At 67.7% G+C, this 25446-nt stretch carries 21 protein-coding genes; 18 read left to right on the forward strand and 3 right to left on the reverse strand.

Annotation, left to right across the window (positions count from 1 at the left end; genetic code table 11):
* The first annotated feature begins 10 nt into the window (after window positions 1-10).
* Window positions 11-439, forward strand: a complete 429-nt coding sequence (locus IAE60_RS12200) for a type II toxin-antitoxin system RatA family toxin (RefSeq protein ID WP_185896045.1) — start codon at window positions 11-13, stop codon at window positions 437-439.
* Between the two features lies 1 nt (window position 440).
* Window positions 441-689, forward strand: coding sequence for an RnfH family protein (locus IAE60_RS12205; protein WP_187572452.1), 249 nt, complete (start codon window positions 441-443; stop codon window positions 687-689).
* Window positions 690-704: 15 nt separating this feature from the next.
* Here the strand turns inward: IAE60_RS12205 and IAE60_RS12210 are convergent, their stop codons facing one another.
* Window positions 705-1097: an outer membrane protein assembly factor BamE gene (locus IAE60_RS12210; protein WP_162109291.1), complete on the reverse strand. Its 393-nt coding sequence runs from the start codon at window positions 1095-1097 to the stop codon at window positions 705-707.
* Window positions 1098-1200: 103 nt separating this feature from the next.
* Between IAE60_RS12210 and fur the strand changes: the two genes are divergently transcribed.
* Window positions 1201-1605, forward strand: a complete 405-nt coding sequence (fur, locus tag IAE60_RS12215; protein WP_187572453.1) for a ferric iron uptake transcriptional regulator — start codon at window positions 1201-1203, stop codon at window positions 1603-1605.
* Between the two features lie 106 nt (window positions 1606-1711).
* Here the strand turns inward: fur and recN are convergent, their stop codons facing one another.
* Window positions 1712-3379, reverse strand: a complete 1668-nt coding sequence (recN, locus tag IAE60_RS12220; RefSeq protein WP_187572454.1) for a DNA repair protein RecN — start codon at window positions 3377-3379, stop codon at window positions 1712-1714.
* Window positions 3380-3466: 87 nt separating this feature from the next.
* Here recN and hrcA point away from each other — a divergent pair, with 87 nt between their 5' ends.
* The 15 genes from hrcA (at window position 3467) to recJ (ending at window position 24100) form a co-directional block, all read left to right on the forward strand.
* On the forward strand, window positions 3467-4516 hold the full coding sequence (gene hrcA, locus IAE60_RS12225) for a heat-inducible transcriptional repressor HrcA (RefSeq protein ID WP_187572455.1): 1050 nt from the start codon (window positions 3467-3469) through the stop codon (window positions 4514-4516).
* 41 nt (window positions 4517-4557) lie between these two features.
* Window positions 4558-5079, forward strand: coding sequence for a nucleotide exchange factor GrpE (grpE, locus tag IAE60_RS12230; protein WP_187572456.1), 522 nt, complete (start codon window positions 4558-4560; stop codon window positions 5077-5079).
* A 110-nt stretch (window positions 5080-5189) separates the two neighbouring features.
* Complete coding sequence (gene dnaK, locus IAE60_RS12235; protein ID WP_162109296.1) at window positions 5190-7109, forward strand: molecular chaperone DnaK; 1920 nt, start codon at window positions 5190-5192, stop codon at window positions 7107-7109.
* A 94-nt stretch (window positions 7110-7203) separates the two neighbouring features.
* The gene (dnaJ, locus tag IAE60_RS12240) at window positions 7204-8322 is read left to right on the forward strand and encodes a molecular chaperone DnaJ (protein WP_162109297.1); all 1119 of its coding nucleotides are present in this window, start codon (window positions 7204-7206) and stop codon (window positions 8320-8322) included.
* Window positions 8323-8438: 116 nt separating this feature from the next.
* Window positions 8439-10319 carry a DUF3857 domain-containing protein gene (locus tag IAE60_RS12245; protein ID WP_187572457.1) on the forward strand — a complete coding sequence of 627 codons (1881 nt, stop codon included), beginning with the start codon at window positions 8439-8441 and terminating at the stop codon, window positions 10317-10319.
* Window positions 10320-10338: 19 nt separating this feature from the next.
* Entirely contained in the window at window positions 10339-11454 is a 1116-nt protein-coding gene (locus tag IAE60_RS12250; protein WP_187572458.1) for a prephenate dehydrogenase, read from the forward strand.
* A complete protein-coding gene (locus IAE60_RS12255) occupies window positions 11451-12161 on the forward strand; it encodes an MOSC domain-containing protein (protein WP_187572459.1) in 711 nt (236 codons plus the stop codon). The genes IAE60_RS12250 and IAE60_RS12255 overlap by 4 nt, the downstream gene beginning before the upstream one ends.
* A 115-nt stretch (window positions 12162-12276) precedes the next feature.
* Window positions 12277-13596 carry a sensor domain-containing phosphodiesterase gene (locus tag IAE60_RS12260; protein ID WP_187572460.1) on the forward strand — a complete coding sequence of 440 codons (1320 nt, stop codon included), beginning with the start codon at window positions 12277-12279 and terminating at the stop codon, window positions 13594-13596.
* 44 nt (window positions 13597-13640) lie between these two features.
* Window positions 13641-14357, forward strand: a complete 717-nt coding sequence (dapB, locus tag IAE60_RS12265) for a 4-hydroxy-tetrahydrodipicolinate reductase (protein WP_187572461.1) — start codon at window positions 13641-13643, stop codon at window positions 14355-14357.
* A gap of 224 nt (window positions 14358-14581) precedes the next feature.
* The gene (gene carA, locus IAE60_RS12270) at window positions 14582-15715 is read left to right on the forward strand and encodes a glutamine-hydrolyzing carbamoyl-phosphate synthase small subunit (RefSeq protein ID WP_187572462.1); all 1134 of its coding nucleotides are present in this window, start codon (window positions 14582-14584) and stop codon (window positions 15713-15715) included.
* A gap of 73 nt (window positions 15716-15788) precedes the next feature.
* Window positions 15789-17687 carry an alpha/beta hydrolase family protein gene (locus tag IAE60_RS12275; RefSeq protein WP_187572463.1) on the forward strand — a complete coding sequence of 633 codons (1899 nt, stop codon included), beginning with the start codon at window positions 15789-15791 and terminating at the stop codon, window positions 17685-17687.
* 18 nt (window positions 17688-17705) lie between these two features.
* A complete protein-coding gene (gene carB, locus IAE60_RS12280; RefSeq protein ID WP_187572464.1) occupies window positions 17706-20951 on the forward strand; it encodes a carbamoyl-phosphate synthase large subunit in 3246 nt (1081 codons plus the stop codon).
* Between the two features lie 8 nt (window positions 20952-20959).
* Window positions 20960-21424, forward strand: a complete 465-nt coding sequence (greA, locus tag IAE60_RS12285) for a transcription elongation factor GreA (RefSeq protein ID WP_185896981.1) — start codon at window positions 20960-20962, stop codon at window positions 21422-21424.
* A gap of 4 nt (window positions 21425-21428) precedes the next feature.
* The gene (locus IAE60_RS12290; protein ID WP_162109306.1) at window positions 21429-22382 is read left to right on the forward strand and encodes a phosphoglycerate mutase; all 954 of its coding nucleotides are present in this window, start codon (window positions 21429-21431) and stop codon (window positions 22380-22382) included.
* Entirely contained in the window at window positions 22379-24100 is a 1722-nt protein-coding gene (gene recJ / locus IAE60_RS12295) for a single-stranded-DNA-specific exonuclease RecJ (RefSeq protein WP_187572465.1), read from the forward strand. Before IAE60_RS12290 ends, recJ begins: the two co-directional genes overlap by 4 nt.
* A 4-nt stretch (window positions 24101-24104) precedes the next feature.
* On the opposite strand, the gene IAE60_RS12300 is transcribed toward recJ, so the two are convergent.
* A complete protein-coding gene (locus tag IAE60_RS12300; protein ID WP_187572466.1) occupies window positions 24105-25319 on the reverse strand; it encodes an acyltransferase family protein in 1215 nt (404 codons plus the stop codon).
* Window positions 25320-25446: the final 127 nt, after the last annotated feature.

Below are 25446 nucleotides of genomic sequence, written 5' to 3' on the forward strand. Positions count from 1 at the left end.
CGCGAGCCACATGCATACGATCCGCCGCAGCGCCCTGGTCGAACACTCGGCCACCCGGATGTTCGACCTGGTCAACGACGTGGCCGCGTACCCGCGCCGCTTCGACTGGTGCAGCGCCGCCGAGCTGATCGAACAGGGGGAAGCGCGGCTGGTGGCGCGCCTGGATCTGGGCCTGGGCTCGCTGCGTACCTGGTTCACCACCGAAAACGCCCTGGACCGGCCCCACCGGATCGACATGAACCTGGTCGACGGCCCGTTCCGCAAGCTGCATGGGCGCTGGGATTTCCATGCCCTGGACGAATCGGCCTGCAAGGTGACCCTGACCCTGGAGTTCGAGCCCTCCAGCCGCCTGCTGGGTCCGGCGATGGCCCTGGGCTTCCAGGGATTGGCCGACCGGATGGTGGACGACTTCGTGCGCGCCGCCGATCGCGGGGAATGACGTGCGGGTGGACGTGATCCGTGCCTGGCCCCACAGGTTCGAATCGGTGGGGCTGGATCTGCCGGAGGGGGCCACCGTCGGCGACGCGCTGGCGGCCAGCGGTTTCGTCGATGCCGGCCATCCGGCGGTGGCGGTCCATGGCGTCATCGCCACGCCGGACACGCCATTAAACGAAAACGACCGCGTGGAAGTGCTGCGGCCGTTGTTTATCGATCCGAAGGAGGCGCGCCGGCGGCGCGCGCTCAGGTAAGAGAAGAGCCGCGCCTCAGCGGCGGCGACCCTTCTTCTTTTCCTTGGCCAGGTTGGGGCCGAACTTGCGCACGTCGCGCGACAGCTGCAGGTCGGCTTCGGGGAAGTATTCGCCTTCCCAGCTGGCCAGCGTGTCGCCGTTGAACACCAGCGTGAGGTTCTTGATCTCGGTGGTGCCGCGCCGGTTGGTGCGGTTGCTGGCGGTGTAGTCCCAGCGGTCCGCATGGAACGGATCGGCGATCGACGGGCTGCCCAGCAGCGACTGCACCTGCTGCTTGCTCTGGCCCACCTGCAGCTGGTCCACGGCCGTCTTCTCGATCAGGTTGCCCTGGTAGATCGGCTGCTTGTAGAGGATGCCGCAGCCAGCGGTGGCGGAAGCGAGGACGGCAACCAGCAGGAATTTGCGCATTGGGACAGGTACGGTGGGAAACCGGGCCGATGATACACTTCCGCGGACCGCCGCAACCGAGCTTCAGGCAGCTGGCGCTAAACCGAGAGTGAACGGAGACGCCATGGAATCGCAGGATCTACGCAAAGTCGGCCTCAAGGTCACCCACCCGCGGATGCGCATCCTGGAGCTGCTGGAGCAGAAGAGCGCCCAGCACCACCTGAGCGCGGAAGACATCTACCGGCAGCTGCTGGACCATGGCGACGAGATCGGACTGGCGACGGTCTATCGCGTGCTGACCCAGTTCGAGGCGGCTGGGCTGGTGCTCAAGCACAACTTCGAAGGCGGCCAGGCGGTCTACGAGCTGGACCGTGGCGGCCACCACGACCACATGGTGGACGTGGACACCGGCAAGATCATCGAGTTCGAGAGCAGCGAGATCGAGAAGCTGCAGCGCGAGATCGCCGCCAAGCACGGCTACGAGCTGGAAGAACACTCGCTGGTGCTGTACGTGCGCAAGAAGCGCTGAGGACCGGCAGTTCGCCGTTCAAGGACGTGGGAGCGACGTCAGTCGCGAAGCCGCACCGGTAGAGCCTCATCGCGACTGACGTCGCTCCCGCGGCGGCAGCAGTGAGTCAGACCGCGTTGGCGAGCAGCCGCTTCGCGGCCGCGTGGGCTTCCTTGCTGACTTCCACGCCGCCCAGCATGCGGGCCAGTTCCTCTTCCCGCTGCTTCGCGCCGAGCTTCTCGACCGCGCTCTGGGTCATCCCCTCGACCGGCGCCTTGCTGACCCGGTAGTGCGCGTGCCCCTGTGCGGCGACCTGGGGCAGATGGGTGACGCACAGCACCTGCCGCTGGGTGCCCAGGGCGCGCAGCTTCTGGCCGACGATCTCGGCCACGGCGCCGCCGATGCCGGTGTCCACTTCGTCGAACACCATGGTGGGCACCGCGTCCAGCCCCAGCGCCGCCACCTCGATGGCCAGCGAAATGCGCGCCAGCTCGCCGCCGGACGCCACCTTGCGCAGCGCGCGCGGCGGCTGGCCCGCGTTGGCCGACACCAGGAACTCGACGCGTTCGGCCCCTGTCGGGTCGGGGCGCTCGCCGTCCTGCGGCTCCAGCGCGATCTCGAAACGCCCGCCGCCCATGCCCAGCTCGGCGATCAGGGCGGTGGTGGTATCGCCCAGGGCGCGGGCGGCACGCTGGCGGGTGCGGCTGAGCGCGCCCGCCGCATCGCGCCATTGCTGGCGGGCGGCGCCGATCTCGTCGCTGAGCTTCAGCAGGCGTTCGCCGGCGCCACGCAGACCGTCCAGTTCGGCGGCCAATCGGTCGTGCTGCTCCTGCAGGCCCTCCAGCGGCACCCGGTGCTTGCGCGCCAGGTCGTGCACTCGGGCGAGCTTGCGCTCCAGGGCGTCGAACTGCAGGGGCTCGCCGTCCAGGTCGTCGCGGACCTGGCCCAAGAGGGACAGGGCTTCCTCGATCTGGATGGCGGCGCCGTCGAGCAGGCCGTCGACATCGCGCAGGCGCGGTTCGTGCTCGGCCTGGCGGGCAAGATCGGCCCGCACCTGCTGCAGCTGGCGGGTCAGGGACGGCGTGTCGTCGCCGGCGAGCTGCCCCAGTGCGGCGTCGCAGGCCTGGATCAGGCCGGTGGCATGGGCCTGGCGGCGGTGGCTGGCCACCAGTTGTTCGAGCGCGGCGGGCGACAGGTCCTCGCGCTGCAGCTCCGCCAGCTGGTGTTCCAGATAGTTGATGCGGTCGGAGACGTCGCCCTGGCCCGACAGCTGCTCGCGCTCCTGGAGCAGGGCCGACCACGCGCGGGCCGCGTCGCGCACCCGGGCGCGTTCGGCGTCGTTGCGGGCGAATGCATCCAGCAGATCGAGCTGGCTGTTGCGTGCCAGCAGCGCTTGGTGCTCGTGCTGCCCGTGGATCTCCACCAGGCGGCCGGCCAGGTCGGCCAGCTGCGACAGCGTCACGCTGCGCCCGTTGATCCAGGCGCGGGACCCGCCGTCGGCACGGATGACGCGGCGCAGCTGGCACTGGCCCTCGTCGTCCAGTTCGTTGTCGGCCAGCCAGGCCTGGGCGGGCGAGCCCGAGGGGGCGGAAAACTCGGCCGACAGTTCCGCGCGCTCGGCGCCATGGCGGACCACGCCGCTGTCGGCGCGCAGACCCGACAGGAAACCCAGGGCATCGACGAGCAGCGACTTGCCGGCGCCGGTTTCACCCGAGATGACCGTCATGCCCTCGCCGAACTCCAGTTCGGCGGCACGGACGACGGCGAAGTCCTTGATGGCGAGATGTCTGAGCATGCGGCGGATTGTAAGCGGAGCCGGCGCAAGTTCTGAGACGGACGGGCATGGCTTGCAAAGCCGCGGGGACGACGTTATCTAGCGGGCATGAAATCCCCGTCGCCCTCGCTGGACCCCCGTGCCCGCCAGTTGCTGCGCACGCTGATCTCGCGCTACATCCGCGACGGCGAACCGGTGGGTTCGCAGACCCTGGCCCGCCATGCCGGGCTGGAAGTCAGTCCGGCCACCATCCGCAACATCCTGTCGGAACTGGAAGAGGTGGGGCTGCTCAGTTCCCCGCATACCTCAGCCGGGCGCATTCCCACCGCCCAGGGTTACCGGGTGTTCGTCGACAGTCTGGTGCAGGTGAAGTCGCTGGGCGAGGGCGAAGTGGCGCGCCTGCGCGCCGAGCTTCCCAGCGGTGCGGGAACCCAGGCCCTGCTGGGCAATGCGTCCGAGCTGCTGTCGGCGATGACCCATTTCGTGGGCGTGGTCAGCGTGCCGCGACGCGAGCAGTTCGCCTTCCGCTACATCGATTTCGTGCCGCTCGACGGCCAGCGGGTGATGGCCATCCTGGTGTTCGCCGACAACGACGTGCAGAACCGGGTCATCGAGACCCGCCGTCCGTACGAGCGCGCCGAACTGGAGCGCATCGCCAACTACCTCAACGCCCAGTTCGCCGGCCGATCGCTGGCGGACATCCGTGCCAGCCTGCTGCGCGACCTGCGCCGGGCGCAGACCGAGATGGAGGGCCTGCTGGCCGAATCCATCGAACTGGCGGAGCAGGCGCTGACGCCGCCCAACGACGATCTGGTGCTGGCTGGGCAGACCCGGCTGATGGGCGTGCAGGAGCTGGCCGACCTGGAGCGGTTGCGCGACCTCTTCGAAGCCTTCGCCCGCAAGCGCGAGATCCTGCAGCTGCTGGAACGCACGATCCGCGCGCCCGGCGTACGCATCTTCATCGGTGAGGACACCGGCTTGGCGCCGCACGACGGGGTGTCGGTGGTGACCGCGCCCTACATGGCGGCGGGGCAGGTGCTGGGTGTGCTGGGCGTCATCGGGCCCACGCGGATGGCGTACGACCGGGTCATTCCGGTGGTGCAGGCGGCGGCCGATGTGCTGGGCGCGGCCTTGAATCCCGACGCGCCGGCCCCATAGGTTCCCGGTTGGGCGGCAGGAGCCGCCGCCAGGGAACCGAAATGAACGAACAGCACGAACACGATGCCACCCCGGGCCAGGCGCCCGAATCCCCCGACACCGACGCCGCCCTGCTGGCCGAGCTGGAAACCCTGCGCAACGAGCTGGACCAGCTGCGGGCGACCACGCTGCTGGAGCGCGCCGACCTGGAGAACCAGCGCAAGCGCGTGGCGCGCGACATCGAGCAGGCCCGCAAGTTCGCCAACGAGCGCCTGCTGGGCGACCTGCTGCCGGTGTTCGACAGCCTGGACGCCGGCCTGGCCGCCGCCGGCAGCGAGCCCAGCCCCCTGCGGGACGGACTTGAGCTGACCTTCAAGCAATTGTTGAAGGTGGCCGGCGACAACGGCCTGAGCCTGCTCGACCCGGCCGGCGAGGCCTTCAACCCCGAGCATCACCAGGCCATCAGCCAGGCCGATGCGCCCGATGCGGCGCCGGGCAGCGTGGTGCAGGTGTTCCAGAAGGGCTACGTGCTCAACGGCCGCCTGCTGCGTCCCGCCCTGGTGGTGGTGGCCAAGCACGACTGAACGACACGCGGGTGGCGCTTGAACGGCGCCATCGCATCCCTATATCGGGACCATCCACCCGGCCGATCGCCGGGTCCAACATCAGAATTTGCTAGGGAGCGAAATCCATCATGGGCAAGATCATCGGCATCGACCTGGGCACGACCAATTCGTGCGTGGCGATCATGGACGGCGGCAAGGCCCGCGTCATCGAGAACTCGGAAGGCGACCGCACCACCCCCTCCATCGTGGCCTACACGAAGGACGGTGAAGTGCTGGTCGGCGCCTCGGCCAAGCGCCAGGCCGTCACCAATCCCAAGAACACCTTCTACGCGGTGAAGCGCCTGATCGGCCGCAAGTTCACCGACGCCGAAGTGAAGAAGGACCTGGACCTGGTGCCCTACGGCATCATCGCGCACGACAATGGCGATGCCTGGGTGCAGACCAGCGACGGCAAGAAGATGGCGCCGCAGGAAATCTCCGCGCGCGTGCTGGAAAAGATGAAGAAGACGGCCGAAGCCTTCCTGGGCGAGACCGTCACCGAAGCCGTCATCACCGTGCCGGCCTACTTCAACGACAGCCAGCGCCAGGCCACCAAGGATGCCGGCAAGATCGCAGGCCTGGACGTCAAGCGCATCATCAACGAGCCGACCGCGGCCGCGCTGGCTTACGGGCTGGACAAGGGTGACGGCGGCGCCGACCGCAAGATCGTCGTCTACGACCTGGGCGGCGGCACGTTCGACGTATCCATCATCGAGATCGCCAACGTCGATGGCGAGAAGCAGTTCGAGGTGCTGGCCACCAATGGCGACACCTTCCTGGGCGGCGAGGACTTCGACAAGCGCGTCATCGACTACCTCGTCGAGGAGTTCCAGAAGGACCAGGGCATCGACCTGCGCAAGGACCCGCTGGCCCTGCAGCGTCTGAAGGACGCCGCCGAGCGCGCCAAGATCGAGCTGTCCAGCTCGCAGCAGACCGAAGTGAACCTGCCGTACGTCACCGCCGACGCCTCGGGCCCAAAGCACCTCAACATCAAACTGACCCGCGCCAAGCTGGAAGCGCTGGTGGAAGACTTGGTGAAGAAGACCATCGAGCCGTGCCGTATCGCGCTGAACGACGCCGGCCTGCGCGCCAGCGACATCGGCGAAGTCATCCTCGTCGGCGGCCAGACCCGCATGCCGAAGGTGCAGCAGGCGGTGGCCGAGTTCTTCGGCAAGGAACCGCGTAAGGACGTCAACCCCGATGAGGCCGTGGCGCTGGGCGCAGCGATCCAGGGCGGCGTGCTGGCCGGCGACGTCAAGGACGTGCTGCTGCTCGACGTGACCCCGCTGAGCCTGGGCATCGAGACCCTGGGCGGCGTGTTCACCAAGATCATCGAGAAGAACACCACCATCCCGACCAAGGCCTCGCAGACCTTCTCCACCGCCGAGGACAACCAGTCCGCGGTGACGGTGCACGTGCTGCAGGGCGAGCGCGAACAGGCCCGCTTCAACAAGTCGCTGGCCAAGTTCGACCTGGCGGGCATCGAGCCGGCGCCGCGCGGCATGCCGCAGGTGGAGGTGTCCTTCGACATCGACGCCAACGGCATCCTGCACGTGTCGGCCAAGGACAAGAAGACCAACAAGGAACAGAAGGTCGAGATCAAGGCCGGTTCGGGCCTGTCCGAGGACGAGATCAACCGGATGGTCGCCGATGCCGAGGCGCACCGCGAGGAAGACAAGAAGTTCCAGGAGCTGGTGCAGGCGCGCAACCACGCCGACGGCCTGATCCACGCCACCCGCAGCGCCATCACCGAGCACGGCAGCAAGGTGCCGGGCGACGTGATCGGCCGCGTCGAATCGGCCATCGCGGATCTGGAAACCGCGATGAAGGGCGACGAGAAGGCGCAGATCGAGGCCAAGGCCAAGGCGCTGGAGGAGGCCGGGCAGTCCCTGTATGCGGCGGCCGCGTCGGGCGACCAGTCCGGTGCGGGTCCGGCGGGCGGTGGTGCGGCCCCGGCCGACGACGTCGTCGACGCCGAGTTCACCGAAGTCAAGGACGACAAGAAGTAATCCCGGCCCACGGGATGCGGCGAACGGGAGACGTGGCCTGCCACGGCCTCCCGTTTTGCCATCCGGCGACCCTGCCAGACCAGCCTGACGACACATGAGCAAGCGCGATTACTACGAAGTCCTGGGCGTGGCCCGCGACGCCAGCGAAGAAGACCTGAAGAAGGCCTATCGGCGCTGCGCGATGAAGCACCATCCCGACCGCAATCCCGGCGATGCCGCCGCCGAGGCGGCGTTCAAGGAGTGCAAGGAAGCCTACGAGGTGCTGTCGGACGGGGCCAAGCGCCGCGCCTACGATGCGCACGGCCATGCCGCGTTCGAGCACGGGATGGGCGGTGGCGGTCCCGGCGGCCCGGACATGGGCGACATCTTCGGCGACATCTTCGGCAACATCTTCGGCGGCGGGGGCGCACGCGCGGCACGCCGTGGCGCCGATGTCGGCTACGTGATGGAACTGGACCTGGAAGAAGCCGTCGCCGGCATCGAGAAACGCATCGAGATCCCCACACTGGTGGCCTGTGACCCCTGCAAGGGCACGGGCTCGGCCGACGGCCGCGTCGAGACCTGCGGCACCTGCGGCGGTCGCGGCAACGTGCGCATGCAGCGCGGCATCTTCGCCATGCAGCAGGCGTGCCCGGCCTGTGGCGGCCGCGGCCAGACCATCAGGAATCCCTGCACCGAGTGCCATGGCGCCGGCCGCGTGGAGGAAGAGAAGGTGCTGTCGGTCAAGATCCCGGCCGGCGTGGACAACGGCGACCGCATCCGCCTGACCGGCGAAGGCGAGGCAGGCCCGCCCGGCACGCCCCCGGGCGACCTGTACGTGGAAGTGCGCGTGCGTGAGCACGACATCTTCCAGCGCGATGGCGACGACCTGCACTGCGAGGTGCCGATCCGCATCTCGCAGGCCGCGCTGGGCGACACGGTGCGCGTGCCGACGCTGAAGGGCGAGGCGGAGATCCGCATCCCGGCCGAGACGCAGACCGGCAAGCTGTTCCGCCTGCGCGGCAAGGGCGTGAAGTCCGTGCGCAGCCGCAGCGAAGGCGACCTGTACTGCCGCGTGGTGGTGGAAACACCGGTGAACCTGACCCCGGAACAGCGGGAGCTGCTGGAGAAGTTCGAGGCCACCTTCATCGGAGAGGAAGCGCGCAAGCATTCGCCGAAGTCGGCCACGTTCCTGGACGGCGTCAAGGGGTTCTGGGACCGCATGACCTCCTGACCCCCTGTGACATCCCGCCGCCCGCGGACGTGAGCGGCTTGTGGCATCCTGCGACGGCCCCGGCGACCCCGGGGCCGTTTTCATTCACGTCCACGAAGAAGGGAGTTCGCGTGCGCATGAACAAGGGGAAGAGGTGGGGATGGTGGGCGTTGCTCGTGATGGCGCCCGCATGGGCGGCCGATGACCGGCCCCTGCAGGTCGAGCGCGAGTCCACGCGCTTCGTGCTCAATGCCGACGGCAGTTTCGTGCAGGAACAGGAAACCGCGATCAAGGTGCTGAAAGACAGCGCGCTGGAAGCGGCCAAGGATGCATCGGTCAGCTACAGCACCAGCATCCAGAAGGCCGAGGTGATCGAAGCCTACACGTTGAAGCCCGACGGCCGCCGCGTCGATGTGCCCAAGGGCAACTACCAGGTCAGCAGCAGTTCGGGACGGGAGGGCGATTCGCCCATCTACTCCGACCAGACGACGCTTACTGTCGTGTTCCCCGAGTTGGCCGTCGGCGACACCACGGTGTTTACCTATCGGGTGACGGCGACGCAGCCGATGTTCCCGGGCCACTTCTCGGTGATCCGCAACTATAGCCCGGCCGCGTACTACGGCGACGTGCAGGTGACCATCGATGCGCCCGAGGCGATGCAGGCCGCGTGGCGCAACTGGCAGATGACGCAGCCCGCCGTCGAAACCCGCGACGGGCGCCGGATCGTGCGCTGGCGCTGGAGCAACCGCCAGCCAGTCGGCCGCGAAAGCTTGCGCGATACGGTCTTCACCGCCGATCGCTATCCGGGCTACGCGTTCTCCACCTTCGCCAGCTACGCCGACATCGCGGCGGCCTACGGGGGACCGGCCAACGCCAAGGCCACGCTGACGCCCAGGTTGCGCACGCTCGCCGCGGAGATCGCGGGCAAGAGCACGGACCCGCGCGAGACGGCGAAGAAGCTTTACGAATGGGTTTCCACCAAGATCACCTATGCCGGCAACTGCATCGGCCTGGGCGCAGTGGTCCCGCGCGACCTGGACGTGGTGCTCGACAACCGCATGGGCGACTGCAAGGACCACGCGACCCTGCTGCAGGCGTTGCTGAAAGCCCGCGGCATCGACAGTACCCAGGCGCTCATCAACGCGGGCGGTACCTATACGCTGCCGGATATCCCGGTCGCGTCTGTGGTCAACCACGTGATCAACTACATCCCCGGCCTGGATCTTTACGTGGACTCGACCGCGGCCACGGTGCCCTTCGGCAGTCTGCCGGACGGGGCGGCAGGCAAACCCGTGCTGCTGGTGGATGGTCATCGCGACGGCACCACCACGCCGGTGACGCAGGTCGGTTCGGAATGGCAGAAGCTGCGCACGACGCTTCGCATCCAGCCGGACGGTTCGATCAAGGGCGCGCAGCAGGTCGAACTGAGCGGACGCATGGCGGTGGCGGCACGCGCACAGTTCCGCAACGTCGGCGCCAGCGATGCGGACAAGCTGGTGCGCAATTACTTCCGGGGAAGCGCACTGAGCGCAAGTGGCAAAGTGAAGTACGACGATCCCGTGCCGATGCTGGAGACCTTCAACATGGAGGCGGATTTCGAAGTCGAACGGATGCTCCCGACGAGCGGAGGCTTCCAGGTGCAACCCTGGTTTCTGAGCTTCACCCCGGTCGCCATGCTGGTGGCTTCCCAAATCGGCGATCCGGACCAGCCCGCGGGCGAGAGCAGCTGTGGTGCGTACCATTCGGACGAGGAGTACACCTTCGAGTTCCCGGCGTCGATGCGGATCGTCGCCGTGCCGAAGGACGTCAGCGTACGCGAGGGCACGCTCAGCTACGTCTCGACGTTCCGGCAGGACGGCGCGCGCCTGCACGTGCGCCGCACGCTGGACGACCGCACACCCGGCCCGGTGTGTTCGCCGGAATACAACGACGGCTTTGCCCGGGTCATGCGCAAGATCATGCCCGACCTGCGCGCGCAGGTGGTCTACCTGACAGGGGAAGGTGCGGTGCAGCAGTGAGTACCGGCCGGTGCAGCGCGTGACGCCCAACCCATCTCCCCTGATCGGCATCGTCGGCAGCGCGGGCGCCTATGGCCGCTGGCTGCAGCACTTCTTCCAGGAACGGATGGGCCTGGAGGTCATCGGCCACGACCCCGCCGACCCCGCATCGAGAGACGAAGCCGAGCTCGTGCAGCGGGCGGACGTACTGGTTTTCTCGGCCCCGATCCGCCGCACCGGGGCGCTGATCGCGCGCTATGCGGAGCTTGCCGCCGGTGGCGAAGCCGGGCGCTTGTGGCTGGACGTCACTTCGATCAAGGCCGCGCCGGTGGCGGCGATGCTGGCCTCACGCGCCGAGGTCGTGGGCTTGCATCCGATGACCGCCCCGCCCAAGGCGCCGACTCTGAAGGGCAGGGTGATGGTGGTCTGCGAAGCGCGCCTCGATGCATGGCGACCTTGGATGGCGTCGCTGCTCGCCGCGCTCGAGGCCGAGTGTGTGCAGGCCACGCCCGAGCAGCACGATCGCGTGATGGCGCTGGTGCAGGCGATGGTCCATGCCGCCCATCTGGCCCAGGCGGGTGTGCTGCGCAGCGAAGCGGCGCGCGCAGGCCCGCTGGACGCGCTGATGCCGTTCCGTTCCGCATCGTTCGAGATGGATGCGGCCATCATCGCGCGCATCCTGTCGCTCAATCCGGCGATCTACGAAGACATCCAGTTCGGCAATCCCCATGCCAGCGATGTGCTGCAGGCGCTGGCGCGGCAGATCCAGCGCATGGCGAACCTGGTGGGTGAGGGCACGGATGCGGCCCGCGCCGCGTTCCGGCGCGAGTTCCTGCATGACAACCACGCCGCCATCGGTCCGGACATGCTGGCCCAGGGCAACTACAGTTACGAACGGATCGGCTACCTGCTGGCCGACCTCGCCGGCCGTGAGGCGATCAGCGTGCACCTGCCGGAGGATCGCCCCGGCTCGTTGCGGGCGTTGCTGCACGTGTTCGAACGGCATGGCATCAGCCTGTCGTCGATCCACTCCTCGCGAACGCCGGAAGGCGACGTGCACTTCAGGATCGGATTCGACGCGGACGTGGATGCCGCGGTACTGGCGCGCGCCGCGGAAGAGATCGACGCGAGCGGACTGGGAAGAGTGCTGGCATGAGCGTGGCCGAGCGATCCAGGATCGTCGTCGACGTCGTACTGACCGGCAAGGCGGTGCCTTTCACGCGTGCGGGCAGCGTCAGCGCCATCGCCAAGACCGCTGTATCCGGCCCACAGCGCGTCACTCGGCTGGGTATCGCCGACGACGAGCAGGGTGACCTGCGTGTCCACGGTGGGCCCGACAAGGCCATCCATCACTATCCGCGCGACCATTATCGCGCCTGGCACGCCGACATCGGGCTCCACCCCCTGCTTGAGCAACCCGGTGCGTTCGGCGAGAACATCAGCACGAACGGCATGCTGGAGCACACCGTGTGCCTGGGAGACTGCTACCGCATGGGCACGGCGCTGGTGGAAGTCTCGCAGTCGCGCCAGCAGTGCTGGAAGCTGTCCGATCGCTTCGCCATTCCCGACATGGCGCGTCGTGTGCAGGACACCGGTCGAACGGGCTGGTACTACCGGGTGATCGAGGAGGGGCATGTGCAGCAGGGCGATGCACTGGTGCTCGCAGACCGTCCCCACCCGGCATGGCCCCTGTCCCGCCTCATCGCGCTGTTGTATCAGCGGGCCATCGACCTGGGCGTGCTGCATGACGTACTGGAACTGCCGCTGGTCCCTTCGTGGCGGGTACTGTTCCAGCGGCGCCTCGAGCGCGGCGCGGTGGAGGACTGGAGCAAGCGTCTGACAGGCGTCGCGACGGACGGGTGACGCGCAAGACCTCATAAACGCGTTTACTCGACATCGCCCCGCGTACCGCCCTAGCATCACGGCGTGGATGCAGGGGGGTATGCATCATGTTCATCATCCGCAAGGAGTGTCGGAGATGAGTCGGGATCGAAAAGTGACGTCCCTGTCGTCGGTCCGTCCGCCAGCGCCCACGTCGGGCGAGGGCGCGTCCGCCGACGCCGTCGCCCTGCTGAGGCGTATCGTGGCGGCGCAGGGCGAGATTGCCGCCGCCGGCCCCGACCCGCAGGACGTGGTGGATGCCATCACGTCCCGCGCGCAGGCGCTGACCCGCTCCGCCGGGGCGGTACTCGAGATCCGCGACGGCGACCTGATGCGCTACTGGTCGGCCAGCGGCATCGCGCAGGGCCAGGTCGGTCTCGCGTTGCCTGTCGAAGGCAGCCTGTCGGGGCGCTGCATCCGCGAGGCCCGCGTGCTGCGCTGCGACGACAGTGAGGACGATCCCCGCGTCAATCGCGAAGCCTGCCGCACGGTGGGCCTGCGCTCGATGCTGGTGGCGCCGTTGCGCTTCCGCGACCAGGTGGTCGGTGTGCTGAAGGTGCTGTCCGCCTCGCCCGGGGCCTACGACGACACCGATTGCAGCACGCTGGAACAGTTGAGCACGCTGGTGGCCGCCAGCATGTACATGGCCATCGAGCATGCGCAGATGCGCGCGACGCTCCAGGCTCGCATGGGGCAGGGCGAGCGCGAACGCAGGGATCTGCGCGATGTCCGGGAGCGCCTCCTGCAGGTGCTGGAACACGGGCGGATCGTGATCGCCCTGCAGCCGATCGTCAGGCTGGCCGATGGTGTCGTCGTCGGCCATGAAGCGTTGGCGCGGTTTCCGCTGGAGTACGACCTGTCGACGGGGCGCTGGTTCGAGGATGCCGCGCGCACCGGACTCAGCGTGGAGCTGGAACTCGCCGCCGCCGCCGCCGCGCTGGCGCGGTTCGCATCGCTGCCCCCGGAGACGTTTCTTTCGGTCAACGTGTCGCCGGAAACCGCGTGCAGCGACCGCCTGCGCCAGCTCATCGCCGGGCATGACCTTCGGCGGCTGGTACTGGAGGTTACCGAGCACACGCCGGTGGACGACTACGGACGCCTGAACCAGCGACTGTCGGCGCTGCAGGAGGAGGGGGTACGCATCGCCGTGGACGATACCGGCGCGGGCTTCGCCAGCCTGCGCCATGTGCTGCGGCTGGCGCCGGACATCATCAAGCTCGACATCACCCTGGTCCGCGAAGTCGATCAGCGCCCGCGCATGCAGACGCTGATCGCCGCGCTGCTGACCTTCGCACAGGGCACGGGTGCCGACCTCATCGCCGAGGGTGTGGAAAACGCGCGCCAGCTGGAAACTCTGAAGCAGCTCGGTGTGCCGTTGGGACAGGGGTTCCATCTTGGTCATCCGCATGGCACCTGAACGCCGGGCTTCGCCACGCGGCACCCGGCCGTTACCATGACCGGATGGACACCTCTCCGACCCGTTTGCTGATCCACGGTGCCTCCGGCCGGATGGGCCAGGCTCTGCTCCGCCTGGCCGCCGAGCAGCCCGCATGCACCGTGGTCGCCGCCGTGACACGCCGTGCCCCCGCGCAGCGTGTCGTCGATGGCGTGCCGCATTTCGCCGCCACCGAGCTGGGCGGCGTTCCGGCCTTCGACGCGGCCGTCGACTTCAGCCTGCCCGAAGGCTTCGATGCCGTTCTGGCCCTGTGCGTGGACCGTGGGTGTCCGCTGGTGTCCGGGACCACGGGCATCGATGCGGCACAGCAGGACGCACTGGCCACGGCGGCGACCCGCATCCCCGTGGTCTGGGCGAGCAACTTCAGCCTGGGCGTGGCCGTCCTGGCCGAACTGGTGGAGCGCGCCGCGGCGGCGTTGCCGGGCTGGGACGTCGATATCGTCGAATCGCACCACGTGCACAAGAAGGACGCGCCGTCCGGCACGGCACTGACCCTGGGACAGGCGGCGGGCAGCGCGGGGCAGGCGGTGCGCTATGCCAGCCTGCGGGCCGGCGACATCGTGGGTGAGCACATGGTGCAGTTCACCGGGCTGGGGGAACGGATCGAGCTGACCCATCGGGCGACCCATCGCGACATCTTCGCCCGCGGTGCGCTGCATGTGGCGCGGTCGCTGGTGGGGCGCCCACCCGGGGCCTATCGCGTACGCGATCTTCTGGATTGATACGCGCCCATTCATCATGCCGGCGTTTGGAATCTGAATGCGCGGCGCCCTTGTCCGGTGCGGCCCGCAGCAGAACGCAAAAAACGGTGGCGCTGAACAGGGCTTCTCCGTACAATTCCCGCTCGCCTGTTACCCATCGCCACGGACCGGATGAACGCCGCGTCCGCGGTTTCTTGCAGCCGCAAGCCGGTGGGACAGGGTTCCTCCACCCCAAGGCGAACCCCGTGACTCGACCCGCACTCCTCGTACTCGAAGACGGCACCGTATTCGAGGGCGAATCCGTAGGCGCAGACGGCCTTTCGGTCGGCGAAGTGGTGTTCAACACCGCGATGACCGGCTACCAGGAGGTCCTGACCGACCCGTCCTACGCCCGCCAGCTCGTCACCCTGACGTACCCCCATATCGGCAACACCGGCTGCACCGACCAGGACGATGAAGCGTCCAGGGTCTGGTGCGCTGGCTTGATCGTGCGTGACGTGCCGCGCCGCCCCAGCAGCTGGCGCAACCAGCAGGCGCTCCCCGAATGGCTGCAGACCCGCGGCATCGTGGCCATCGCCGGCATCGACACGCGCAAGCTGACCCGCATCCTGCGCGAGCGCGGCGCCCAGAACGGGGCGCTGATGGCCGGCGACGGCATCGATGTCGAGAAGGCGCTGGAAGCGGCACGCAAGTTCCCTGGCCTGAAGGGCATGGACCTGGCCAAGGTCGTCACCACCGACAAGGCCTACCCGTGGCGCGATGGCCAGCTGGACCTGGACCGCAATGCCTTCGTTCAGGTGCCGGCGAAGTACAAGGTGGTGGCCTACGACTTCGGCGTGAAACACAACATCCTGCGCATGCTGGCCGAACGCGGCTGCGACGTGACCGTGGTGCCTGCGCAGACCAGCGCCGCCGACGTGCTGGCGCTGCAGCCCGATGGCGTGTTCCTGTCCAACGGCCCGGGCGATCCGGCGCCGTGCGACTACGCCATCACCGCCATCCGCGAGTTCATCGCGAAGAAGACTCCGACCTTCGGGATCTGTCTGGGCCACCAGCTGTTGGCGCTCGCGGCCGGCGCACAGACCATGAAGATGGGCCACGGCCACCACGGTGCCAACCATCCGGTCCAGGACCTCGACACCGGCCGGGTGATGATCACCTCGCAGAACCATGGCTTCGCGGTCGACGAGACCACGCTGCCGGCCAACGTGCGCGTGATCCACCGTTCGCTGTTCGACGGCACCAACCAGGGCATCGAACTGACCGACGCCCCGGCGTTCTCGTTCCAGGGCCACCCGGAAGCATCGCCGGGGCCGCATGATGTCGCACCGTTGTTCGACCGGTTCGTCGCCTGCATGGAGCAGGCACGGTCATCGTGAGGGGGATGGCTCCGTGCCATCGATTGTCCGTACGGGGTGGCGGGGGTCGCCGCCCCATCTCAGGGAGTGGAAGATGAAAGTGTTGGTCCGTCTGCTGTTGCTGCTGGCCTTGTTGCCGCTGCAGGTTCTTGCGCGTGAGGTGCCGATCCAGGATTTCTTCAAGGATCCGGAATTCACCTCGATCAGCGTGTCCCCTGACGGCAAGCACATGGCCGTCACCGTTCCGCAGGCCGACCGTACGGTGCTGGCGGTGTTGCGTGTCGCCGATCAGGGCGTCGTGGGCAAGTGGGACTACGGCGAGGACCGTCATTTCCGTCAAGTCTACTGGGCCAACAACAACCGCCTGTTGTTCTTCGTGACGTTCAAGACCGGTCGATTCGATTTCGAGACCGCGAAGGGCGACCTGTACGCGTCGAACATCGACGGCACGGGCCGTATCGACATCCCGAATGGCAACTACTACAACATCGTCGATCTCACCCCGGAAGATCCTGACACCATCCTGGTCGAGCGCTCGATCGAAACCTCGTTCCTGTTCAAGCTGAACATCAACAACGGCCGGACGACGACGGTCGCTTCGGCACCGGTGGAGCAGGGCAGCTTCCTCGTGGACCATGACCGGAAGGTGCGCTTCGTCGCCGGTGCGATGAACGATGGTCGCAACGTGACCTACCGTCGCGACGGCGACAGATGGACGCTGGTCCACGAGAGCGAGCGCAATGGCGCCACGTACTTCCCCCTCGGGTTCGACGCGGAGAACAAGCGCGTGTACATGGCCAAGGGGGAGCAGGGCAAGCCGGAGACCATCGTCCTGCTGGACCTGGACACGCGCGAGGAGACACCCTTATCCAGCAATGGCACGGTCAGTCCGTCTGGCTACCTGTGGAGCAGCGACGAGAAGACCCTGCTCGGCGTGTGGTACGAGGACGGCATCCCGTACTGGGACTGGGTCGCGCCGGACCACCCGGAGACCAAGGTCTACGCGGGCCTGGTGAAAGCGTTCCCCGGCAAGGCCGTGCGCTTCCTCCGACCGTCACAGGACGGGCGCTACTTCGCGATGCGGGTCTTCGCCGACACGATGCCCTCCGAGGCCTATCTGTTCGACCGCGAATCAGGCAAGGCCAAGTTCCTGGCGGCCAGCATGGACTGGATCAAGCCCGAGGAAATGTCGCCGATGAAGCCCATCGTGGTGAAGGCACGTGATGGTCTGCCGCTGCACGGCTACATCACCATCCCGAAGAACAGCGACGGCAAGAAGCTGCCGCTGATCATCAATCCGCACGGCGGCCCGCACGGTCCGCGCGACGAATGGGGCTTCAATCCCGAAGTCCAGCTGTTCGCGAATCGTGGCTATGCCGTCCTGCAGATCAACTACCGTGGGTCGGGTGGCTACGGCAATGCGTTCGAAGGCATGGGCTACCGCAAATGGGGTACGACCATGCAGGACGACCTGACCGACTCGGTGAAGTGGGCGATCGCGCAGGGCATTGCGGACCCGGATCGTGTCTGCATCTATGGCGCGTCCTATGGCGGCTACGCGGCGCTGATGAGCGTGGTGCGCGAGCCGGACCTGTACCGCTGCACCGTCGGCTACGTGGGCGTCTACGATCTGGATGCGCAGCGCGATGCCGACTTCATGGGGCACGAGAGCGGCCGCAACTACCTGAAGGACGTGTATCCGCCCACCGCCGCCGAGCGCATGGCGCAGTCGCCGGCCTACGGTGTCGAGCGCATCAAGGTGCCGATCCTGCTGGTTCACGGCGAGAAGGACGTGCGCGTGCCGATCAAGAACATGCATTTCCTGATCTCGCAGCTGGCCAAGGTCGGCAAGAAGCCGGATGACGTGATCGTGGAAAAGAAGGAAGCGCACGGATTCCGCGACCTGCAGAACAACGTCAACCTCTACACCAAGATGCTGGCGTTCTTTGACAAGTACATCGGGCCGAACGCGAAGACCGCCTCGGCCCCGTAACCCTGGAAGCAGTCCCCCATGCCCAAGCGCAACGACCTAAAAACCATCCTGATCATCGGCGCAGGCCCGATCGTCATCGGCCAGGCCTGCGAGTTCGACTATTCCGGCGCCCAGGCGTGCAAGGCGTTGCGCGAGGAGGGGTATCGGGTGGTGCTGGTCAACAGCAACCCCGCGACCATCATGACCGACCCGGAGATGGCGGACGCGGTCTACATCGAGCCGATCAACTGGCAGACGGTCGAGAAGATCATCGCCAAGGAAAAGCCCGATGCGCTGCTGCCCACCATGGGTGGGCAGACGGCGTTGAACTGTGCGCTGGACCTGGCCGACAACGGGGTGCTGGAGAAGTACGGCGTCGAGCTGATCGGCGCCAAGCGCGATGCCATCCGCATGGCCGAGGACCGCGAACTGTTTCGCGTGGCCATGCAGGAAATCGGGCTGGAATGCCCGAAGGCCGCGGTCGCGCACACGCTTGAGGAAGCGCTGGAGATCCAGACCCGCGTCGGCTACCCCACCATCATCCGCCCCAGCTTCACGCTGGGCGGCAGTGGCGGCGGTATCGCCTACAACCGCGAGGAACTGGTCGACATCGTGACGCGCGGCCTGGAACTGTCGCCGACCACCGAGGTGCTGGTGGAGGAGTCGGTATTGGGCTGGAAGGAGTTCGAGATGGAGGTGGTCCGCGACACTGCGGACAACTGCATCATCGTCTGTTCCATCGAGAACCTGGACCCGATGGGCGTGCACACCGGCGACAGCATCACCGTCGCTCCGGCGCAGACCCTGACCGACAAGGAATACCAGCGCCTGCGCGATGCCTCCATCGCGGTGCTGCGCAAGATCGGCGTGGATACCGGTGGTTCGAACGTGCAGTTCGGCATCAATGCGCAGACCGGCCGCGTCGTCGTCATCGAGATGAATCCGCGCGTGTCGCGTTCGTCGGCGCTGGCATCCAAGGCCACCGGCTTCCCGATCGCCAAGGTCGCCGCCAAGCTGGCCGTGGGCTACACGCTGGATGAACTGAAGAACGAGATCACCGGCGGCAAGACCCCGGCCTCGTTCGAGCCGGCGATCGATTACGTGGTCACCAAGATCCCGCGCTTCGCGTTCGAGAAGTTCCCGCAGGCCGACGCCCGCCTGACCACCCAGATGAAGTCGGTGGGCGAGGTGATGGCGATGGGCCGTACCTTCCAGGAGTCGCTGCAGAAGGCGCTGCGCGGCCTGGAAACCGGCAAGGTCGGCCTCGACCCGACCGGCCTGGATCTGGCGAGCGAAGACGACCTGACCACGCTGCGCCGCGAGTTGAAGGCGCCGGGCCCGGAGCGCCTGTTCTACGTGGCCGATGCGTTCCGCGCCGGCATGAGCGTCGAGCAGGTGCACGCGCTGTCCTTCATCGACCCCTGGTTCCTCGACCAGATGGAAGAAATCATCGCGGCCGAGCAGCAGTTCGCTACCGATGGCCTGGGGTCGCTGGACAAAACGCGCATGCGCCGCCTGAAGCGGATGGGCTTCTCCGACGCGCGCCTGGCCCAGCTGGCCGGCACCGACGAAGCCGCCGTGCGCGTGCTGCGCAAGGCGCTGGGCGTGAAGCCGGTGTACAAGCGCGTGGATTCCTGCGCGGCCGAGTTCGCCACCAGCACGGCGTACCTGTATTCGACCTATGAGGACGAGTGCGAGGCGCAGCCCACCAGTCGCGACAAGATCATGATCCTCGGCGGCGGTCCCAACCGCATCGGCCAGGGCATCGAGTTCGACTACTGCTGCGTGCATGCGGCGCTGGCGCTGCGCGAGGACGGGTTCGAGACCATCATGGTCAACTGCAACCCCGAGACCGTCTCGACCGACTACGACACCTCCGACCGCCTGTACTTCGAGCCGCTGACGCTGGAAGACGTGCTGGAGATCGTCGAGCTGGAGCAGCCCAAGGGCGTCATCGTCCAGTACGGTGGCCAGACCCCGCTGAAGCTGGCACGGGCGCTGGAAGCCAATGGCGTGCCGGTGATCGGTACCAGCCCGGACTCCATCGACCTGGCCGAGGACCGCGAACGCTTCCAGCAGCTGGTCGATTCGTTGGGCCTGAAGCAGCCGCCGAACCGCATCGCCCGCAACGACCAGGAAGCCCTGCTGCTGGCGCGCGAGATCGGCTATCCGCTGGTCGTGCGTCCGTCCTACGTGCTGGGCGGCCGTGCGATGGAAATCGTGTACGGCGAATCCGACCTGGCCCGCTACGTGCGCGACGCGGTCAAGGTCTCCAACGACTCGCCGGTGCTGCTGGACCGCTTCCTCGACAACGCGGTCGAAGTCGATGTGGACATCATCGCCGACGCCGAAGGCCACGTGCTGATCGGCGGCGTGATGGAGCACATCGAGGAAGCCGGCGTGCACTCGGGCGACTCCTCATGCTCGTTGCCGCCGTATTCGCTGTCGGCGAAGACGCAGGACGAACTGCGCCGCCAGGTGGTCGAACTGGCGAAGGCACTGAAGGTCGTGGGCCTGATGAATACCCAGTTCGCCATCCAGGCGAGCGAGGACGGCAGCGACGACATCGTCTACCTGCTGGAAGTGAACCCGCGCGCCTCGCGCACGGTGCCATTCGTCTCCAAGGCCACCGGCATGCCGCTGGCGAAGATCGCGGCCCGCTGCATGGCCGGCAAGACGCTGGCCGGGCAGGGCGCCACGAAGGAAATCGTGCCGGACTACTACTCGGTCAAGGAAGCGATCTTCCCGTTCGCCAAGTTCCAGGGCGTGGATCCGATCCTCGGACCGGAAATGCGCTCCACCGGCGAGGTGATGGGCGTGGGCCGCAGCTTCGGCGCGGCCATGGCGCGCGCGCAGGAGGCCGGCGGCATCAAGGCGCCACCGGTGGGCAAGGTGTTCATCTCGGTACGCGATCCGGACAAGAAGCGCGTGCTGCCGGTAGCGCAGGAACTGGTCGGCCGCGGCTACTCCATCGTCGCGACCGCCGGCACCGCCGCGTGGCTGCGTGAGCACGGCATCGACTGCACCCAGATCAACAAGGTGCTGGAAGGCCGTCCGCATGTGGTGGACCTGATCAAGAACGGCGAAATCGTGTATATCGTCAACACCACGGAAGGACGCCAGGCCATCGCCGACTCCTTCTCGATCCGGCGCGAGGCCCTGCAGCACCGCGTCACCTATTCAACCACCGTTGCCGGCGCCAAGGCGCTGGTGCATTCGCTGGAATACCGCGGCACGGGCCCGGTGCTGGCATTGCAGGAACTGCACAAGGAGCTTCAAGGGTGAGAGCCCCATTGACCATGCAGGGCGCGCAGCGCCTGCGCCAGGAACTGGACCTTCTGAAGACGGTCAAGCGTCCCGAGGTGATCACTGCCATCGCCGAGGCGCGTGCGCACGGCGACCTGAAGGAGAACGCCGAGTACCACGCCGCCCGCGAGCAGCAGGGCTTCATCGAAGGCCGCATCAAGCAGCTGGAGAGCGAGTTGTCGCACTCCGAGATCATCGACGTCAGCAAGCTCAATGCCGGCTCGCGCATCGTGTTCGGCGCCAAGGTGGTGCTGGCCGACGTGGATACCGATGAAGAGAAGCGCTACCAGATCGTCGGCGACCTCGAGGCGGACATCAAACTGGGCCTGATCGCGATCTCCTCGCCGCTGGCCCGCGCCCTGATCGGCAAGCACGAGGGCGACAGCGTCACCATCGATGCCCCGGCCGGCCAGCGCGAGTACGAAATCGTCAGCGTTTCCTACGCCGACTGAGTCCATGGCCCAGGCCACACTGCTGCTGCCTGCGCGCACCCGCCTGGTCGGGCTGGCGCTGCCCGACGACGTGGCGCGGGCGCTGGGCCGCAGCGACCGCAGCGACACGGATGCCGGCGAGCGCGCGCAGCTGCGGCGGCAGTTCCAGCTGGTGCCCGACCATTGGCCCATCGCCGCGCTTACCCGCCAGCGTGATGCGGGCGATGCCGCCGGTGCCCGCTGGCTGCGTGCGGATCCGGTGCGGGTGTCGCCGGACATGACCGGGGCGCGCATGCTCGCCCACGGCGAATCGCTGGGCCTGTCTGCGGAGGACGCGGCGAATCTTCTGCCCGCGCTCAAGCCCCTGTTCGGCGATGCCGGCATGCCGCTGGATGCACCGCACCCGGCGCGCTGGTATCTGCGCCTCCCGCTGGAAGCGCAGCTGCCCGAGTTCGCGCCGGTGGACGATGTGCTGGGCGACGATCTGTTCGCGCACCTGCCGCACGGCGATGCCGGCCGCCGCTGGCGGGCCCTGCTCAGCGAGGCCCAGGTGCTGCTGCACAACCACCCCTGGAATGCGCAGCGGGTGTCGCAGGGCAAACCACCGGTCAATTCGCTGTGGTTCTGGGGCGCGGGTGCGCTGCCGGACTTCGTCCGCACCGGCTTCCGCCAGGTCAAGGGCAACGATGTGCTGCTGCAGGCCCTGGCGCAGGCGGCGGGCGTGGACGCGAGCCATGCCGGCGGCGAGGGCGGTGTGGACGCGCTGATCGACCTGCGTCACCTGCGCAATCTGGACCTGCTGTGCCGCGATGCGCTGCGCCCGCTGCTGGAGGCCCTGAAAAAGGGCGAACTGGACACGCTCACGCTCGACTTCGAGGATGGCGGCCTGTTCGCGCTGCGTCGCGAGCAGCGCTGGCGGTTCTGGCGCAGGCCCCTGCCGCGCCTGGATGCAGGCCGGCCCGATCACGTGCCGGCATGACGCCGGCGGCCCGGATCCGCCGACGCGAGGCGGGCGCGGCCGGTACATGGCCTGCCCATGTGCCCATGCTGCTGCAACGCGTCTACGAAGCCCGGGGGGCCGGTTCGATGGAGCAGGCCCAGCCTAGGCTCGCCCAGCTGCTTCCCCCCGACCTGCTCGGCGGCATCGATGAAGCGACGACGCTGCTCGCCGATGCCATCGCGGCCAACCGCCATATCGTGATCGTCGGCGATTTCGACTGCGACGGCGCCACCGCGTGCGCCGTCGGCGTGCGTGGGCTTTGCCTGCTGGGCGCACGGCGTGTCACGCCAGCGGTGCCCAACCGCATGGTCCATGGCTACGGACTGTCGCCTTCGCTGGTGGAGGAACTGGGCGCACTGGCGCCCGAGCTGCTGGTCACGGTGGACCACGGGATTGCCTGTCATGCCGGGATCGCGGCGGCCAAGGCGCGCGGCTGGCAAGTCCTGGTCACGGATCATCACTTGCCCGGTGACGTGCTGCCGCCCGCCGATGCGATCGTCAATCCCAACCTGCGCGGCGATCCGTTCCCCAGCAAGATGCTGGCGGGCGTGGGCGTGATGTTCTACGTGCTGCTCGCGCTGCGACGCGTGCTGCGGGAACGGGGGGCTTTCGATGGCCCCGAACCCGACCTTTCGTCCTTGCTGGATCTTGTCGCGGTGGGCACGGTCGCCGATCTCGTCCCGCTGGACGCCAACAACCGCGCCCTCGTCGGCGCGGGCCTGCGTCGCCTGCGCGCAGGCCAGGCCTGTGCGGGCCTGCAGGCGCTGGTGCGCGTGGCGGGGCGTGACCCGGCACGGCTCACGGCCGCGGACATCGGCTTTGCGGTCGCCCCGCGCCTGAATGCCGCGGGCCGGTTGGAGGACATGGCGCTGGGCATCGCGTGCCTGCTGACCGACGACGCCAGCCAAGCCGATGAGATGGCGCACGTGCTCGACGGCATCAACGCCGAACGCCGCGGCGTGCAGCAGCAGATGGTGGACGAAGCGCAGGCGGCGCTGGCGCGTGTCGACGTCGAGGGCGCCGTGCCGCTGGCGCCGTGTCTGTTCGATCCGGAGTGGCATCCGGGCGTGGTCGGCCTGGTAGCCTCGAAGATCAAGGAACGCCTGCATCGCCCGGTGATCGCGTTCGCGCCCGCCGAGCCGGGCAGCATGGTGTTGCGAGGTTCCGCACGCTCCATTCCCGGTTTCCACATCCGGGATGCGCTGGCGGCGATCGATGCGGCGAACCCCGGTCTGATGCAGCGTTTCGGCGGTCATGCGATGGCGGCCGGCCTGTCGCTGGACGAGAGCGCACTGTCTGCCTTCCGTGAAGCCTTCCACGAGCAGGCCTCGAAGCTGCTCGATGAGGCGATGTTGCAGGAAGTGCTGTTGAGCGACGGCGAGTTGCGGTCGGACGAACTGGATCGCGCCCATGCCGAAGCGCTGCGCGGCGCCGGGCCGTGGGGACAGGGCTTCCCCGAGCCCATGTTCGATGGCCGTTTCGATGTGCTGGATTGGCGCGTGATCGGCGAGAAGCACCTGAAGTTTTCGTTGCGTCTGCCGGGTCATGCCGCAGCGCTCAATGCGATCCACTTCAATGGCTGGCAGGACCAGGCCCCACCTGCCCGTATCCATGCGGCCTACCAGCTGGACACCGACGACTGGCAGAACCGCCGCGGCATCCAGTTGCTGATCCGTTACTGGCAGGCCGCGGAGTGAGTGCTCACGACTCGGTGGAGCCGGCCATCGCCGGCGAGCCGTCGGTTCGCGCGCCGGGCAGACGCTTCAGTCCGAACAGCGGTCGCAGCCAAGCGACCCGGCGCACGACTTCATAGCCAGCGAAGCAGGCGGCGAAGGTGACCATCACCAGCAGGATGCCTTCCACCAGCGGCGGGATCGCGAGTGGTTTCAGGTGGTGGGCGAGGACGACGGTGACGGTCTGGTGCAGGATGTAGACCGGGAACACCGCCGGCACCAGGTACCGGAGCGCGCGACTGTCGCCGGGATTCCAGTGGCGGGCGAAGCCGAGTACCGCCACGATCGCGCACCACTGGTCCAGTCCCCAGACCATGCGCATGGCGGTCCGCAGCAGCTCGGGCGGCTGCCCATCGGCGAAGCGGACGAAGTAGGCGATCAGGCCCGCCCAGGTGGCCAGCCACAGCAGCAGGGCGACCCAGCGCGCCCGGACCATCGCCGCCCAGACCCCCTCGCTGCGTGCGATCAGGAAGCCCAGCAGGAACACGCCGAAGTACTGGGCATGGTTGTACCAGTCGTCGACCAGCGCATGGGTCTGTTCGAAGCGACCGACCAGCAGGATGCGCACCAGGCCCAGGAACAAGGTGGGCCACACCACGATGCCGATTCCGGCCAGCGCCCTGTCGAGACCACGCCCCGCGGCGATCAGGGCGCGCGGCGCCATGCGCCAGAGCAGCCACAGCACCATGGTGTAGACCCATAGGTAAGCAACGAACCAGAGATGGTTCCAGGTGGGCATGTCCAGGCAGCCGTCTGCATCGCAGAAACCGTCGTAGCCGGTCAGGTAGCGGCCATAGAAGGCCAGGTACCCATCGTGATAGCCCCCCGGGAGCTGCTCGACCACTTCGTAGTAGGACTGCGGAGGCACGATCACCAGCATGCCGAACACCAGCGGCACCAACAGGCGCCAGGACCGGCTGGCGAGGAACCCCGGCCGGCGGCGGGCCACCTCGGCACTGCGTCGCTGCCGTTCCAGCAGGAATGCCGTGGCGGCCCCCGATACGAGGAACAGCAGCGCCAGCCGCCACGGTGAACTGAGCAGCATGAAGGGCTCCAGCGCATCGCTGGCCGCTGGACTCTTCACGTGCCAGTCCCAGGTCACGTAGTACATGCCCACGTGGTACAGCACCAGCAGCCCGAAGGCGCAAACACGGACCCAGTCCAGATCGTGGCGGCGTTGCATGGGGGTTTCCTCGTCCTGTGAAGGCGCCAGCGTGTCGGGTCCGCTCGCCAGCACCCACCACGAAGGGACATGTCGGGGCGGGCAGGGGGCCAACGGCCGGCATGCGGGGACGAATCGCGAAGGGCGC

This window comes from Pseudoxanthomonas mexicana (genome assembly GCF_014397415.1).
GTDB lineage: Bacteria > Pseudomonadota > Gammaproteobacteria > Xanthomonadales > Xanthomonadaceae > Pseudoxanthomonas_A > Pseudoxanthomonas_A mexicana.